Raw genomic sequence first — 14,892 nt, 5'->3', positions numbered from 1 at the left:
CCACGATCCACCGGCCGATACGAGTTCGCCACCACCCAATCCTCAACCACCACCCACACCCCAACCCCCAGCGGCACACCCCATTCCGCAACAGGCTCTACAACCCGCCAGCGGTGAAACAACCCGTCAGCCGACGCGGGAGATGCCTACTCCGCTGCGGGCCTCGCGGCCGTACTTGGTGATTTCGGCGGGGAGGTTGAGGCGGGAGATGCCGGTCTTGTTGCGGTCGTCGTCGGTGAGGAGGCCGGCGGGGATGATCCAGACGATCTCGAACTCGAGCCCGTCGGGGTCCTTGCCGTAGAGCGACTTCGTGGTCCCGTGGTCGGAGGCGCCGACCAGGGCGTCGTGCTCGCTCAACGCGCCGGCCAGGTCCTCGAGATCGCCGAGGGTGTCCACCTCCCACGCGAGGTGGTAGAGCCCGACGGTCGTCCGTCCGGCACCCGACGGGCCGGCCTGCGACCCGATCTGGAACAGGCCGAGGTCGTGGTCGTTGCTCGACCCGGGCGCCCGCAGGAACGCCGCGCCGGGGATGGCGTCGCCGGTCTCGGTGTAGCCGAAGCCGAGGACGTCTCGGTAGAACGCGACGCTCGCCGCGACGTCGCGCACGTACAGGACCGCGTGGTTCAACCGGAAGATCGCCATACCAGCGATGTTAGTTGAAGCCTCAACTTATTTCCAGTGGCTAGCGCCGGCGGCGGGGTTTCTTCGGCCGCGCGGGCTGCCGCGAAGCCTGGGCGGCAGGCTTCTTCTGCCGTTTGGGCGTCGCCGGGCCGCGGGTGCTGTTCGCGGTCCGGCCGCGGACGATGCCGATGAAGTGCTCGACCAGTTCGCTGGTCTCGTCCTCGGGCCAGCTGAGCGCGACCTGCGATTCCGGTACGCCGGTCAGCGGGCGGTAGGTCAGGTCCTTGCGGTGGTGCAGCCGGGCGAGTGACTGCGGTACCACCAGCAGCCCGGTGCCCATGGCAACCAGCTCGATCGCGTCGCCGGTCCGCGCCGGGCGGTCGTCGATCAGCCGTCCCGGCGGGCGGTCCCAGTCCAGTACGTCGTCCTGCGGGTACAGCATCAGCTCGTCGGCGAGGTCGTCGACGGTGACCTCCTCGGCCGCGGTCATCAGGTGGTCCTTGGGTACGACGACCACCGTCTGCTCGACGTACAGCGGGATCGCGTGCAGGCCGATGCGGTCGATCGGGAGGCGCAGGAGGACGGCGTCGACCTCGGCCCGGCGTACCAGATCGGGGGCCTCGGCGGCGGAGACCTGGACGAGTTCGAGCGGGACGCGGGGGAGTCGCTCCGTCCAGATCCGAACCCATTTGGCGGGGGTCACGCCGGGGACGTAGCCCAGCCGGAATCCGGTCACGGTCGTCAGGCTACCGGGCACTAGGCTGCTGCCATGACAGCGCGTAAGTCCCAGACCATGAAGCCCGCGACGGCGGCGAAGAAGCTGGAGGTGTACCTCCAGGCGACGCCCGCGGAGTTCCAGGACGGCGTGGTCTCGCGCGAGGAACTCGACGCGCTGCAGGCGGACCCGCCCGAGTGGCTCCGGGAACTCCGCCGGAACGGGCCGCACCCGCGCTCGGTCGTGGCGGCCAGGCTCGGTGTCTCGATCAGCGGCCTGGCGCGGGCCGGGATCACCGAGGCGCTGACCACCGACGACATCGAGGCCATCCGGGACGAGAACCCGGACTGGCTGGAGCACGAACGCGCCACGCAGGCGGAGGTCCGCCGGCAAGAGGCCGAGCAGAAGAAGAAGCCGCGCCGGTAGTCGTCAGGTGATCCGGACGCGGAGGCGCCGGAAGCCTCTGCCCTTGCTCTCCATCTTCACGACCTCCATCCGGCCGATCAGGGCGGTGGACGCGACGTGGGTGCCGCCGTCGGCCTGGGTGTCGAGGCCGGCGATGTCGACGATCCGGACGATCTCGATGTCCGGCGGGAGCAGATTGGTCGCGGTCCGGATGATGTCCGGGATCGCGAACGCCTCCTCGCGCGGCAGGTTGCTCACGGTGATCCGGCGGTCGGTGCGGATCTCCGCGTTCACCGCCTCGGCGACCCGGTCCTTGAAGTCCGGCGGTACGTCGGCCAGATCGAAGTCCATCCGCGCCGACAGCGGTTCCATGTTCCCGCCCGTGACGAGCGCGCCGAAGTCGCGGAACACCACGCCGGTCAGCACATGCAGCCCGGAGTGCGTCCGCATCAGCTGAGTACGCCGTTCGTCGTCGAGCGCACCGCGGACCGCGGTCCCGGCCGGCGGCAGCGGGTCGTCCTCGTGCGGCGTCAGGTACAGGTCGTCGCCCTTGGTTGTCCCAACGATCCGGGTCCGGACGCCGCCCCACAGCAGCACGCCCTGGTCCGGCGGCTGCCCACCGCCGCCCGGGTAGAACGCGGACCGGTCGAGCACGATCCCACGCTCCGGATCCACGCCGACGACTGTCGCGTCCCACTCCCGCACCGAGGCGTCGTCGAGATCGAGCCGATGCGTGTGCCCGTGCTGCTCGCTCATGACCAGCCACTGTGCCACACGGCGCGACCTGGTTGACCTCAGCCGCCGGGACACTGTCAGGTGGGGGTGGAGATCATGCAGATCATCGAAAACAGCATCGTGGGGACCCGGTCCGCCGTACTGCGGCTGACCAGGCGCGGCGGCGGGCCCGCCATCGTGATCTTCCCGATGCTGCACGTGGCGGAACCACAGTTCTTCCGTGCGGTCGAGGCGCGCCTGCGCGAGTGCGATCTGCTGGTCGTCGAAGGAATCCAGGGTGCGTCCGCGGCCGTCGACGGCTTGACCGCGACATACCGGGTGATGCCGGTGAACGAAGAGTCCGGGCTGGTCGAGGACGACATTCCGTACGGCGATCTCGGCGTACCGTTCGTGGCTCCGGACATCTCGGGGAAGGAGTTCGAGGAAGGTTTTCAGGAACTGCCGTGGAAGGTCCGCGCGCTGACCTGGGCCTCGGTTCCGGTGGTGTCGATCGGCCAGTTCTTCACCGGCCGCCGCACGCTGCTGTCACCCGACATCGAGGTCAACGATCTCCCGACAGCGCAGGAAGAGCTGCGCAGTGCGCAGTGGGACGCCTTCTTCGATCTGGTGCTCGACCGGCGCGACGGACGGGCCGTCGCGGCGGTCGCCGAGGTCGTCCGGGAGCGTGCTGACGAGGACATCGAGATCGCGGTCGTCTACGGGGCCCGCCATGTTCCCGGGATCCTGCGCGGGCTGTACGGGCTGGGGTATCGGGTGGTCAGCGCGGACTGGTTGGTAGTGGTCAGCGCACAAGAGACGTGAAGGCGTCGAGGGCGTGGCGGATGTTCTCGACCGAGTTCGCGTACGAGAAGCGCAGGTGGCCCTCGCCGTACGCGCCGAACGACGTACCGGGCAGGCAGGCGACCCCGGCCTCGTCCAGCAAGCGGTCCGACAAGGTCGCCGCCGATACGCCGAGCTCGCTGATGTTCGGGAAGGCGTAGAACGCTCCGCCCGGCTCCACGCACGAGACGCCCGGTACGGCGTTCAGCCCGGAGACGATCACCTCACGCCGTTCGCGGAACGCCTCGAGCATCCGGTCGACGTCGTCCCACGGTCCTTCGAGGGCGGCGATCGCGGCGTGCTGGCTGAACGCCGACGTACACGACACCGAGTTGATCATCAGCCGCGTCACCGGCTCCACCAGCGGCTCCGGGAACACTCCGAAGCCCAGCCGCCAGCCGGTCATCGCGAACGTCTTCGACCAGCCGTCGAGGAGGACGGTCCGCGACGCCATCCCGTCCAGGTCGAGCACGCTGTGGTGCTCCCCGTCGTACCGCAGCGCCCAGTAGACCTCGTCGCTCAGGACGACCAGGTCGTGCTCGATCGCGATCTCGGCGATCTCGGCCAGCTGCTCGGGGGTGGAGGCGCTGCCGCACGGGTTGTGCGGTGAGTTGAGGATCAGCAGCTTGGTCCGCTCGGTGACCAGCGAGCGCAGCTCGGCGGGGTCGATGACGAACCCGTTCTCCTCGCGCAGCGGCACCGGCACCGGCTTCGCGCCGGCGAAGGCCGCGATCGACGCGTACATCGGGAATCCGGGGTCGGGGTAGAGGACCTCGTCGCCCTCCTCGCAGAGCGCCAGGATCGTGAAGAACATGATCGGCTTCGCGCCCGGCGTGATCAGCACCCGGTCGGGTGTCGTGTTCAGCCGGCCGGTGCGGTCGAGGAAGTCCGCGACCGCGGTCCGCAGCTCGGGGATACCGGGCGCCGGCACGTAGTGCGTGTAGCCCTTGTCGAGAGCCTGCTGCGCGGCCGCGATCACGTGCGGCGGCGTGTCGAAGTCCGGTTCGCCGATCTCGAGGTGCACGATCTCGCGGCCCTGCGCCTCCAGGGCCTTCGCCTTGGCGAGCACCTCGAACGCCGATTCGGTCCCCAAGCGGTCCATCCGTTGAGCAAGTTTCACGGCAACCACCCTAGTTCTGCGAGGATTGCTACGTGGCACGGGTAGCGGTTACCGGAAGCAGCGGCAAGCTGGGCAAGGCCGTCGTCGATCATCTGGCGGACCACGGGTGGGAAGTGGTCGCGCTCGACCAGGCCGCACCGGCGCGGTCGGACGTCACGTCGACGCGGCTCGATCTGACCGATTTCGGCCAGACCTACGAGGCGATCGCCGGTATCGACGACCGGCACGACGGCGTCGACGCGGTCGTGCACCTCGCCGCGATCCCGGCGCCGGGCCTGCGGCCGAACGCGGCGACGTTCCACAACAACATGACCGTCACCTACAACGTGTTCTCCGCCGCGCTGCGGGCCGGCGTCCGGAACATCGTGTGGGCGTCGAGCGAGACCGTGCTCGGCCTGCCGTTCGACGAGTTCCCGCCGTACGTGCCGGTCGACGAGGACTACCCGCCGCGGCCGAACAGCACGTACTCGCTGGTCAAGACGCTCGAGGAGGAGCTGGCCCGGCAGCTCTGCCGGTGGCACCCGGACCTGAAGCTGATCGGGCTCCGCTTCTCCAACGTGATGTACCCCGAGGACTACGCGCGGTTCCCAGCGTTCGACGCGGACGCAAACGCCCGCAAGTGGAACCTCTGGGGCTACATCGACGCCCGCGACGGCGCCCAGGCCGTCCGCAAGGCACTCGAGTACGGCGTGACCGGGACGGACGTGTTCATCGTCGCGAACGCCGACACGGTGATGTCCCGGCCGAACGAGGAGCTCCTCGCCGAGGTGTTCCCCGGCGTACCCGTGAAGCACCCGTTCGGCCCGAACGACACGTTGCTGTCGATCGAGAAGGCGCGCCGCCTGCTCGGTTACGAGCCGGAGTTCTCCTGGCGCGGCCCGAACGGGAAGAGCGAGTCCGGGTCGTAGGCCGCCCGTACCTCGGCCAGCCGCGCGAACGTGTCGGCCGGCCACGACTTCTCGTACGACCCCGGCAGCGCGAAACCGCCGGCGAAGTTCACCGTGGTCTCCTCGCACACCCACGGCTCCAGCCGCCCGAGGATCCCGTCGACCGTTGCCGGAAGCACCTTGTCGAACAGGTTCGGATCCGGTACGCCGATCAGCGTCAGCGTGCACGCCCCGCTGCGGCCGCCGACCGCGCTGCCCTCGGGGACGTCGCGTTCCGTCGCGCCGCCGAGGTGCCGCATCTCGACCGCGACCACCGGGATCTGCTGCTCCGGGCCGGCCACCTCCAGGAACGCCTGCACGAACTCGGCGTCGAGCTCGTCCAGCAGCATCCCGCGATCCCACGACGGGGTCGGGTCCTTCGGGTCGTTGTGGATCAGCGCGATATCGCTCGCCGGCATCTCGCCGACGGCGTCGATCAGCGTCGGGCCGGCGTCGCGGATCGGCTGGAAGAGCCGCTTGCCGTCGGCCGCGTCACCGACGTACGCGAACCGCACGCTCAGCACCGTCTTGCCGCGCAGCGGTTCGGGAATGAACTCGAGCGGCGGCAGCCGCAGGATCACCACCGACGAGTTCGCGCTCTCCGGCAGCGACCTCGTCCACTCGGCCCAGGTGGTCAGTGCGGACGCGATGTGTTCGGCGTCGAAGAACACCGAACCGCCGTACAGGGTGCGCAGCTCGACCAGTCCGAAGTCCATCGCGGTGACGATGCCGAAACCGCCCTTGCCGCCGCGCAACGCCCAGAACAGGTCCGGGTGCTCGGTCTCGCTCGCGGTCACCACGTCGCCGGCCGCCGTGACGACGCGGAACGACCGCGCCCAGTCGGACGAGAAGCCGTACGTCCGGGCAAGCGGGCCGAGACCGCCGCCGAGGGTGTACCCGATGCAGCCGACCGCGTCGGACGCGCCGGTGATCGGCGCCAGCCCGTACGGCGCGGCCGACGCGATCACCTCGGCCCATTGGGTGCCCGCGGCGATGTGCGCCACCTGTGCCTCGGCGTCGATGCTCACGCCGGTCATCCGCCGTGTGGTCACCACGATCCCGCCCTGCATCGGGTTCGGGATGCCGTGGCCGGTCGCGAGCACGCGGACCGGCGTACCGGTCTCGGCCGCGGCGCGGACCACCGCGACGGCGTCGTCCTCGGACATCAGCCCGACCACCACGTCCGGCGTGTGCGTCACGGCCAGGTTGAACCCGGCCAGTTCCTCGTCGTACCCCTTGTCACCCGGTGCCAGCACCGGTCCGGCGACCTCGCCCCGCAGCCGGTCGATCAACGCGTCGGTCACGTCCTTCATCCCCTCCCAGAAGCCCTGCCCTGGAGGTTTCCACACCCTGGGGTCAGGGTGGAAACACGCCTGATCGGGGGGCCGACTCGACGGTAACGGCCCTGGGCTGAAAGCCTGTGCCAGCGACACCTGTCCGCTGCGATCCAGGGGAGAGGTCTGTCCGCACAGCTCAGGGTGAGACACGGAGGCGGTCGATGTTCAAGCGTATCGCAATAGTGAACCGGGGTGAAGCCGCGATGCGGCTCATCAACGCGGTCCGCGAAGTCAACGCCGAAGGCGGTGACCCGATCGAGACCGTGGCCTTGTTCACCGACGGCGAGCGGACGGCGACCTTCGTGCGCGCGGCGGATATCACGTACCCGCTCGGGCCGGCGTCGGCCCGGCCGTACCTGGACCTCGAGGTCCTGGAGCGGGCGCTCCGCGAGACCGGGGCGGACGCCGCCTGGGTCGGCTGGGGGTTCGTCGCCGAGGACCCGGCGTTCGCGGAGCTGTGCGACCGGATCGGCGTGACCTTCATCGGCCCGTCGGCCGAGGCGATGCGCAAGCTCGGCGACAAGATCGGCTCGAAGCTGATCGCCGAGGAGGTCGGCGTCCCGGTCGCGCCGTGGAGCCGGGGCGCGGTCGAGTCGCTCGACGCCGCGCTGCAGGCGGCCGAGCGGATCGGGTACCCGTTGATGCTCAAGGCAACGGCCGGCGGCGGTGGCCGCGGGATCCGGATGGTCAGCTCCGCCGACGAGCTGGCCGACGCGTACGCGCGGACCAGTGAGGAGGCCGCGCGCGCCTTCGGCAGCGGCGTGGTGTTCCTGGAGCGCCTCGTCACCGGCGCGCGGCACGTCGAGGTCCAGGTGATCGCGGACGGCGAGGGTACGGCGTGGGCGCTCGGCGTCCGGGACTGCTCGGTGCAGCGCCGCAACCAGAAGGTGATCGAGGAGTCCGCGTCGCCGCTGCTGTCCGCGTCCCAGGTCGATGACCTGAAGGCGTCGGCCGAGCGGCTGGCGATCGCGGTCGGGTACCGGGGCGCTGCGACGGTCGAGTTCCTGTACCACCCGGGGGAGAAGTCGTTCGCGTTCCTCGAGGTGAACACCCGGCTGCAGGTCGAACACCCGATCACCGAGCTGACCACCGGGTTCGACCTGGTGAAGGCCCAGCTCCACGTCGCGTCCGGCGGCCGGCTGGACGGCGTGCGGCCGGTCGAGAGCGGGCACGCGGTCGAGGCCCGGCTGAACGCCGAGGACCCGGACCGGGACTTCGCGCCGTCGCCCGGGCGGATCGCCGTCCTCGACCTGCCCGCCGGCCCCGGCATCCGGGTCGACACCGGTGTCAGCGCCGGCGACAGCATCCCGGCGGACTTCGACTCGATGATCGCGAAGATCATCGGGTACGGACGGACCCGCGAGGAGGCGCTCGCGCGGTTGCGGCGCGCGATGCAGGCCACGACCGTGCTGATCGAAGGCGGCGCGACCAACAAGAGCTTCATCCTCGACCTGCTCGACCAGCCCGAGGTGATCGACGGCAGCGCCGACACCGGCTGGATCGACCGGGTCCGCGGCGAGGGCCGTCTGGTCTCGCACCGGCACTCCGGCATCGCCCTGGTCGCGGCCGCGATCGAGGGGTACGAGGACGCCGAGCAGGTCGAGCGCACCCGGCTGTACGAGACCGCGCACGGCGGCCGCCCGCAGGTCCAGCACGAGGTCGGTCGCGCGATCGACCTGAAGCTGCGCGGCGCGAGCTACCAGGTCACCGTGGCGCGGATCGGGCCCGAGCGGTTCCGGGTCGGTGTCGGCAACGGGCAGCTGAAGGTGGTGGACGCCGAGCTGGAGCGGCTGGACGAGTACACGAGCCGCCTGGTCGTCGGCGGGCAGCGGTTCCGCCTGGTGACCGCGACCCACGGCCCGGTGCATCTCGTCGAGGTCGACGGCGTCACCCACCGCGTGAGTCGCGACGAGGGCGGCGTACTGCGTTCGCCCGCTCCGGCGCTCGTGGTGGCGACGCCGGTGCAGACCGGTGCCGAGATCGAGGCCGGCGCTCCGGTGCTGGTGCTCGAGAGCATGAAGATGGAGACGGTGCTGTACGCGCCGTTCAAGGCGACCGTTCGCGAACTGCTGGTCTCCACGGGCAGCCAGGTCGAGACGGGCGCGCCCCTCCTCCGGCTCGAGCCCGTTGCCGACGAGACTGCGGAAGTTGCCGCTCCGGTGCAGAACGGCGTACAGCTGGATCTGCCGAACGGGTCCGGGGAGAAGTCCGCGGCCGAGCGGCTGGAGCGCGGGCTGGACGATCTGCGGAGCATGCTGCTCGGGTTCGACATCGACCCGCAGGACGAGGGCGGCATGCTGGCCGACTACCTCGCCGCCCGGTCCGAGCTCGCCCACCAACGCTCCGGGCCGCCGATCGGTCCGGAGATCGAGCTGCTGACGGTGTTCGCGGACTTCGCCGAGCTGAGCCGCAACCGGCCGGCCGGGACGGACACCACGCTCGAGAACCGGGTGCACAGCCCGCGCGAGTACTTCTACACGTACCTGCAGAGCCTGGACCCGGATCGCGGCGGCCTGCCGGGCGAGTTCCAGGCCCGGTTGACCCGCGTACTGAGCCACTACGGGGTGACCGGTCTGGAGCGGAGCCCCGAGCTGGAGGAGGCGGTCTTCCGGATCTTCCTGGCGCAGCAGCGGTCGAGTCCCGACGTACTGCTGGTGACGTCCGTGCTGCAGCGGTGGATCGCCGAGCCGCTGCCGGAGGCGCCGCTGGACGAGTGCGTGCACGAACTGCTGGACCGGCTGGTGCTGGCCACGCAGCTGCGGTTCCCGGTCGTCGGCGACCTGGCCCGGAGCGTGCGGTTCCGGTGGTTCGACCAGCCGCAGGTCGACGCCGAGCGGGCGTCGATCATCGCGGGCGTCGGGGACGAGGTCGCCGACCTGGCGACGCTGCCGGACTCGCCGGAGCGGCAGCAGCGGATCGACGCGCTGGCCGCGATCCCGGAGCCGATCGTCCGGTTCCTCGCCCAGCGGCTGGAGGGCGGCTGGGGCGAGCGCGAGCCGATGCTCGAGGTACTCGTCCGGCGGCACTACCGCGAGTACGAGCTGCACGACCTGCGCGCGTTCGCCGTCGACGGACGGCCGTTCGCGACCGCCGACTACTCGATCGACGACCGCCCGAGCCACCTCGTCACGACCGTCGGCACGGTCGCCGAGCTGGCCGATCGCGACAGCGGCCTGGTGCGCGCGCTGACCGATCGGATCGAGGCCCGGACGGCGGGCCACGAGGCTGTCGTCGAGCTCTACCTGTACGGCCCCGACCTGCCCGACTCACAGCAGGACGCCTCGGACCTGTACCGCCGGATGGTCGCCGACCTGCCGATCGCCCAGCGGGTACGCCGGATCTCGGTCGCCATCGCTCCGGGACAGGGCCGACCGGTCTCGTACTTCACGTACCGCCCGGCCGGCGGTTCGATGGCCGAGGACGACAACGTCCGCGGCGTCCACCCGATGGTCGGCCGCCGCCTGAACCTGTGGCGGCTGCGCGACTTCCGCATCACCCGCCTCGACGCGCCGGAAGACGTACTGCTCTACTACTGCGTCGCCCGCGACAACGAGGCGGACCGGCGGCTGGTCGCGCTGGCACAGGTCCGCCAGTTCGCCGTGGTCCGGGACGAGGACGGGCAGGTCACGTCGCTGCCGCACGCGGAGCGCGCGATCTCGAACTGCCTCGAGGCGATCCGCCGGGCCCGCTCCGCGCGCGGTGCGGCGGGTGCGAAGCTCGACATGAACCACGTCTGGGTGCAGATCTGGCCGGTGGTCGACGTCCAGGTCGACGAGGTGACCGCGCTGCAGCGCAACATCGCCCCGATGACCGCGGGCGCCGGGATCGAGGAGGTCCTGGTCCAGGGCGACGTCGCGGCGCCGGACGGCTCGGTCAACCCGGTCGCCGCGCGGTTCTACTACCAGCACGGCGCCGGCGTCGTCACGTCGATCGAGCAGCCGCCGACCGGGCGGTTGCTGCCGCTCGACGACTACGCGCAGAAGGTGCAGCGGTCCCGGCGGCGGAACACGATCTACCCGTACGAGGTCAGCGGCATGGTCGCCGGCCAGGGCGGCTCGTTCGTCGAGCACGACCTCGACGACGGCGGGCGCCTGGTCCCGGTGGACCGGGCGAAGGGCCTGAACAAGGCCGGCATCATCGTCGGCATCGTCACCACGCCGACGACGCGCTACCCCGAGGGCGTCACCCGGGTCGCGATGAGCGGCGACCCGACCAAGGCGCTCGGCGCGGTCGCCGAGGCGGAGTGCGCGCGGATCATCGCGGCACTCGACCTGGCCGAGCAGTTGCGGGTTCCGGTCGAGTGGTACTCGCTGTCGGCCGGCGCCCGGATCTCGATGGACTCCGGTACCGAGAACATGGACTGGGTCGCCAAGGCGCTGAAGCGGATCGTCGAGTTCACCCAGGCCGGCGGCGAGATCAACGTCGTGGTCGCGGGGATCAACGTCGGCGCGCAGCCGTACTGGAACGCCGAGGCGACCATGCTGATGCACACCAAGGGCATCCTGGTGATGACGCCGGACAGCGCGATGGTGCTGACCGGCAAGCAGACGCTGGACTTCTCCGGCAGCGTCTCGGCCGAGGACAACTTCGGCATCGGCGGCTACGACCGGGTGATGGGCCCGAACGGGCAGGCGCAGTACTGGGCGCCGGACCTGAAGGGCGCCCGCGACGTACTGATGACGCACTACGACCACACGTACGTCGCGGCGGGGGAGAGCAGTCCCCGGCGGGCGGTCACGAACGACCCGGCCGACCGCGACGTGACGCCGTACCCGCACGACGTCGAGGGCAGCGACTTCAAGACGATCGGCGAGATCTTCTCGGCGGCCACGAACCCGGACCGGAAGAAGGCGTTCGACATCCGCACGCTGATGCGGGCCGTCACCGACCAGGATCACCCGGTCCTGGAGCGCTGGGCCGGGATGGCCGACGCCGATACTGCGGTCGTGCAGGACGCGCGGCTCGGCGGCTTCCCGGTCTGCCTGGTCGGGATCGAGTCCCGGTCGGTGCCGCGGCGCGGCTTCCCGCCCACCGACGGCCCGGACACGTACACCGCCGGCACGCTGTTCCCGCGGTCGTCGAAGAAGGTCGCGCGGGCGATCAACTCGGCCAGCGGGAACCGTCCGCTGGTGGTGCTGGCGAACCTGTCCGGGTTCGACGGGTCACCGGACTCGATGCGGAACCTACAACTCGAGTACGGCGCCGAGATCGGGCGCGCGATCGTGAACTTCCGCGGGCCGATCGTGTTCTGCGTCGTGTCGCGGTACCACGGCGGCGCGTTCGTGGTGTTCTCGAAGTCGCTGAACCCGTCGATGACGGTGCTCGCGGTGGAGGGATCGTTCGCCTCGGTGCTCGGCGGCGCGCCGGCGGCCGCGGTGGTGTTCGCGGCCGAAGTGGACGCGCGGACCGCCGCGGATCCGCGGGTCGCGGCACTGGCCGAGCGGGTCGGCGAGGCCGTCGGCGCGGAGCGGGCAGCACTGGCCACGGAGCTCGCGGACGTCCGAACCGTCGTACGGGCAGAGAAACTGGGCGAGGTCGCGACCGAGTTCGACCGGGTGCACAGTATCGAGCGGGCCCGCGAGGTCGGATCCGTCGATGCCGTGATCAGTGCCCGGGAACTGCGGCCGAAGTTGATCGAGGCAATCAATTCCGGGGTACCGGGAGTTTGATCTCTCGCCTACCCTGGACGGGTGCGTACCGACAGGGGCGGTCGCAGTTGGGCTCGGTCGTTGATCACGTTCATCGGCGTGAGCGCGCTTTCTGGTGCGCTGGCGGCGGGGCTCGCGGTCCCGTTCGCCGGCTTCGCCGGGCGTGGCGCAGCTGAGGTCGCGGATACCGTTCAGAGTCTGCCGCGAGAGCTCGCGATCGATCCGGTGGCCGTTCGCAGCCGCATCCTGGCCGCGGACGGCACCCTGCTCGCGACCTTGTACGAGCAGAACCGGGTGCCGGTGCCGTTGTCCACGGTCAGCCCGATCATGCGCAAGGCGATCGTGGCGATCGAGGACTCCCGGTTCTACGACCACGGCGCGCTCGACCTGAAGGGCACGCTGCGCGCGATGGTGCGCAACCAGACCGAGGGCGAGGTGCAGCAGGGCGGGTCGAGCATCACCCAGCAGTACGTGAAGATGAGCCTGGTCGAGAAGGCGCGCACCGCCTCCGAGCGGCAGCAGGCCACCGAGGTCTCGTACGAACGCAAACTCGCCGAGCTGCGGTACGCGATCGCGGTCGAAAGCGAGCTGTCCAAGGACGAGATCCTCGAGCGGTACCTGAATCTGGCGAACTTCGGCGACGGCACGTACGGCATCCAGACCGCGGCCCAGCACTACTTCCGGACCACCGCCGACAAGCTCACGCTCCCGCAGGCCGCGCTGCTGGCCGGGCTGGTGAAGAACCCGACCGGGTACGACCCGACCAACGACCTGACCCGCGCCAAGGCCCGCCGGGACGTGGTGATCAAGCGGATGCTCGAACTCGGCGTGATCACGGTCGGCCAGGCGAACCAGGCGCTCCGGTCCCCGGTGATCGACCTCGCGAAGGTCGAGCCGGTGCCGAACGGGTGCGCCAACTCGCGGTACCCGTTCTACTGCGACTACGTGGTCTCCAAGCTGCTCGCCAACCCGGCCCTCGGCGCGACCGTCAAGGACCGCGACCACTACCTGAAGACCGGCGGCCTGCTGATCCGGACCTCGATCGACCCGAAGATCCAGGCCGCGGCGCAGGCGTCGATCGACGAGCACACGAAGCGCACCGACTCCGCGATCGCCGCGATCAGCATCGTCGAGCCCGGTACCGGCCTGGTGAAGGCGATGGTGCAGAGCCGCAAGTACGGCAACGGCAGCTACCACACGAACTACAACTACAACGTCGAGAAGTCGTACGCCGGCGGGTACGGCGGGTTCCAGAACGGCTCGACGATGAAGGCGTTCACGATCGCGGCCGCGCTGTCCAGGGGCATCCCGATGGACTACCGGATCAACTCGCCGGAGCAGATCGACCTGAGCAACAAGAAGTTCCGTACCTGCAAGGGCTGGACCCGCGACCCGAAGTACCGGCCGAAGAACTCGACGCGCAGCGGCAACCTGACGATGGTCGAGGCCGCGCGGTACTCGACCAACACGTACTTCCTGCAACTGTCGCAGCGCACCGGGCTGTGCTCGATCGCGACGATCGCGGCCAAGCTCGGGATGTACAACGCGCAGACGCTGCAGCCGCTCGACCAGGTGATCTCGATGACGCTCGGGGTCGGGTACGTGACGCCGCTGATGCTGTCGAACGCCTACGCGACGTTCGCGGCGCGCGGGAAGTACTGCGAGACGCTGGTCGTCACGTCGGTGCGGGACAAGGCCGGGCGTCCGGTCCCCGGCCCCGGCTTCAACTGCAAGCAGGTCCTGCCGCGGGCGGTCGCGGACGGCGTGAACCGGGTGCTGAGCGCAGTGATGATGCCGGGCGGGACCGGCGGCCGGCTGCGCTTCGGCACCCGCGACATGGCCGGCAAGACCGGAACCATCCAGGAGAACCTGGCCGTCTGGTACGCCGGTTACACGCCGAACCTGGCCGCGGCCGCGGTGGTCGCGGACGCGAACCTGCCGTACACCAACCTGATGTACCGCCACACCCTGGACGGCAAGGACATCGCCGACCCGACCGGCTCCGGCACCGCCGGCCCGCTCTGGCAGACCGCGATGCAAGGCGCCCTCCGCGGCCTCCCGGTCGAACGGTTCGTCGCGCCACCCAAGAAACTGATCGGCGACCCGAACCCGAAACCGGCCGACCCCGAGAAGAAGCCGAAACCCACGCCGAAACCGAAGCCGACGCCGCGCTAGAGCGGTCTGAGGTCGGCTCCCGGGACCCAGGTGATCTGCCCGTCCTGGTCCCGGAAGCGCCCCAGCCACACCCCCTTGTCCCGGATCCAGACGTCCAGCTCGCCGGTCGTCCAGGTCGCCCGCTGCACCGGCTGCGCAGGATCGACGTGCCGTACGGCGTCCGCCGCGCGAGGCCCGTGGGCGTCGTACTGCACGTCGAGATCGGCCGCGAGCTCCCGCGCCTTCCCCTCGTCGTCGATCCCTGTCGCACGCCACCCGTTGACCGCACCGTCCCAGACGCCGAACCCAGGGGATCCGTCGTCGGACGGCCGAACCGTGAACCGACCAAGCATGTTTTCAGATTATCCGGAGTCGAACACATGTTCTAGTCTTGATCGGGACGGGAGATGTG

11 protein-coding genes are annotated in these 14,892 nt (G+C 70.2%); 5 read left to right on the top strand and 6 right to left on the bottom strand.

The annotated features are described in order from the left end of the window. Positions 1–126: 126 nt before the first annotated feature. The gene (locus E0H92_RS38965; RefSeq protein WP_131499817.1) at positions 127–642 is read right to left on the bottom strand and encodes a VOC family protein; all 516 of its coding nucleotides are present in this window, start codon (positions 640–642) and stop codon (positions 127–129) included. A gap of 40 nt (positions 643–682) precedes the next feature. Then, complete coding sequence (locus E0H92_RS38960; protein WP_238152594.1) at positions 683–1,357, bottom strand: LysR family substrate-binding domain-containing protein; 675 nt, start codon at positions 1,355–1,357, stop codon at positions 683–685. 33 nt (positions 1,358–1,390) lie between these two features. Here E0H92_RS38960 and E0H92_RS38955 point away from each other — a divergent pair, with 33 nt between their 5' ends. Continuing rightward, a complete protein-coding gene (locus E0H92_RS38955) occupies positions 1,391–1,762 on the top strand; it encodes a DUF5997 family protein (RefSeq protein ID WP_131461025.1) in 372 nt (123 codons plus the stop codon). A gap of 3 nt (positions 1,763–1,765) precedes the next feature. On the opposite strand, the gene E0H92_RS38950 is transcribed toward E0H92_RS38955, so the two are convergent. Then, positions 1,766–2,497: an alanyl-tRNA editing protein gene (locus E0H92_RS38950; protein WP_131461026.1), complete on the bottom strand. Its 732-nt coding sequence runs from the start codon at positions 2,495–2,497 to the stop codon at positions 1,766–1,768. Between the two features lie 75 nt (positions 2,498–2,572). Here E0H92_RS38950 and E0H92_RS38945 point away from each other — a divergent pair, with 75 nt between their 5' ends. After that, entirely contained in the window at positions 2,573–3,277 is a 705-nt protein-coding gene (locus E0H92_RS38945; protein WP_131499816.1) for a hypothetical protein, read from the top strand. Here the strand turns inward: E0H92_RS38945 and E0H92_RS38940 are convergent. After that, the gene (locus E0H92_RS38940; RefSeq protein WP_202874047.1) at positions 3,258–4,415 is read right to left on the bottom strand and encodes a pyridoxal phosphate-dependent aminotransferase; all 1,158 of its coding nucleotides are present in this window, start codon (positions 4,413–4,415) and stop codon (positions 3,258–3,260) included. The genes E0H92_RS38945 and E0H92_RS38940 overlap by 20 nt on opposite strands. Before the next feature lie 32 nt (positions 4,416–4,447). Between E0H92_RS38940 and E0H92_RS38935 the strand changes: the two genes are divergently transcribed. Next, positions 4,448–5,323, top strand: coding sequence for an NAD-dependent epimerase/dehydratase family protein (locus E0H92_RS38935; RefSeq protein ID WP_131461028.1), 876 nt, complete (start codon positions 4,448–4,450; stop codon positions 5,321–5,323). On the opposite strand, the gene E0H92_RS38930 is transcribed toward E0H92_RS38935, so the two are convergent. Then, entirely contained in the window at positions 5,266–6,654 is a 1,389-nt protein-coding gene (locus tag E0H92_RS38930) for an FAD-binding oxidoreductase (protein WP_131499815.1), read from the bottom strand. The genes E0H92_RS38935 and E0H92_RS38930 overlap by 58 nt on opposite strands. A 185-nt stretch (positions 6,655–6,839) precedes the next feature. Between E0H92_RS38930 and E0H92_RS38925 the strand changes: the two genes are divergently transcribed. Next, positions 6,840–12,347, top strand: a complete 5,508-nt coding sequence (locus tag E0H92_RS38925) for an ATP-binding protein (RefSeq protein ID WP_131499814.1) — start codon at positions 6,840–6,842, stop codon at positions 12,345–12,347. Positions 12,348–12,368: 21 nt separating this feature from the next. Beyond that, the gene (locus E0H92_RS38920; protein WP_131499813.1) at positions 12,369–14,501 is read left to right on the top strand and encodes a transglycosylase domain-containing protein; all 2,133 of its coding nucleotides are present in this window, start codon (positions 12,369–12,371) and stop codon (positions 14,499–14,501) included. On the opposite strand, the gene E0H92_RS38915 is transcribed toward E0H92_RS38920, so the two are convergent. After that, positions 14,498–14,833 (bottom strand): hypothetical protein, encoded by a 336-nt coding sequence (locus tag E0H92_RS38915; protein ID WP_131461032.1) that lies wholly within the window; start codon positions 14,831–14,833, stop codon positions 14,498–14,500. The genes E0H92_RS38920 and E0H92_RS38915 overlap by 4 nt on opposite strands. Positions 14,834–14,892 lie beyond the last annotated feature (59 nt).

It is taken from the genome of Kribbella speibonae (assembly GCF_004331375.1).
Lineage (GTDB): Bacteria > Actinomycetota > Actinomycetes > Propionibacteriales > Kribbellaceae > Kribbella > Kribbella sindirgiensis.
This window is presented reverse-complemented; position numbering and strand designations above follow the sequence as displayed.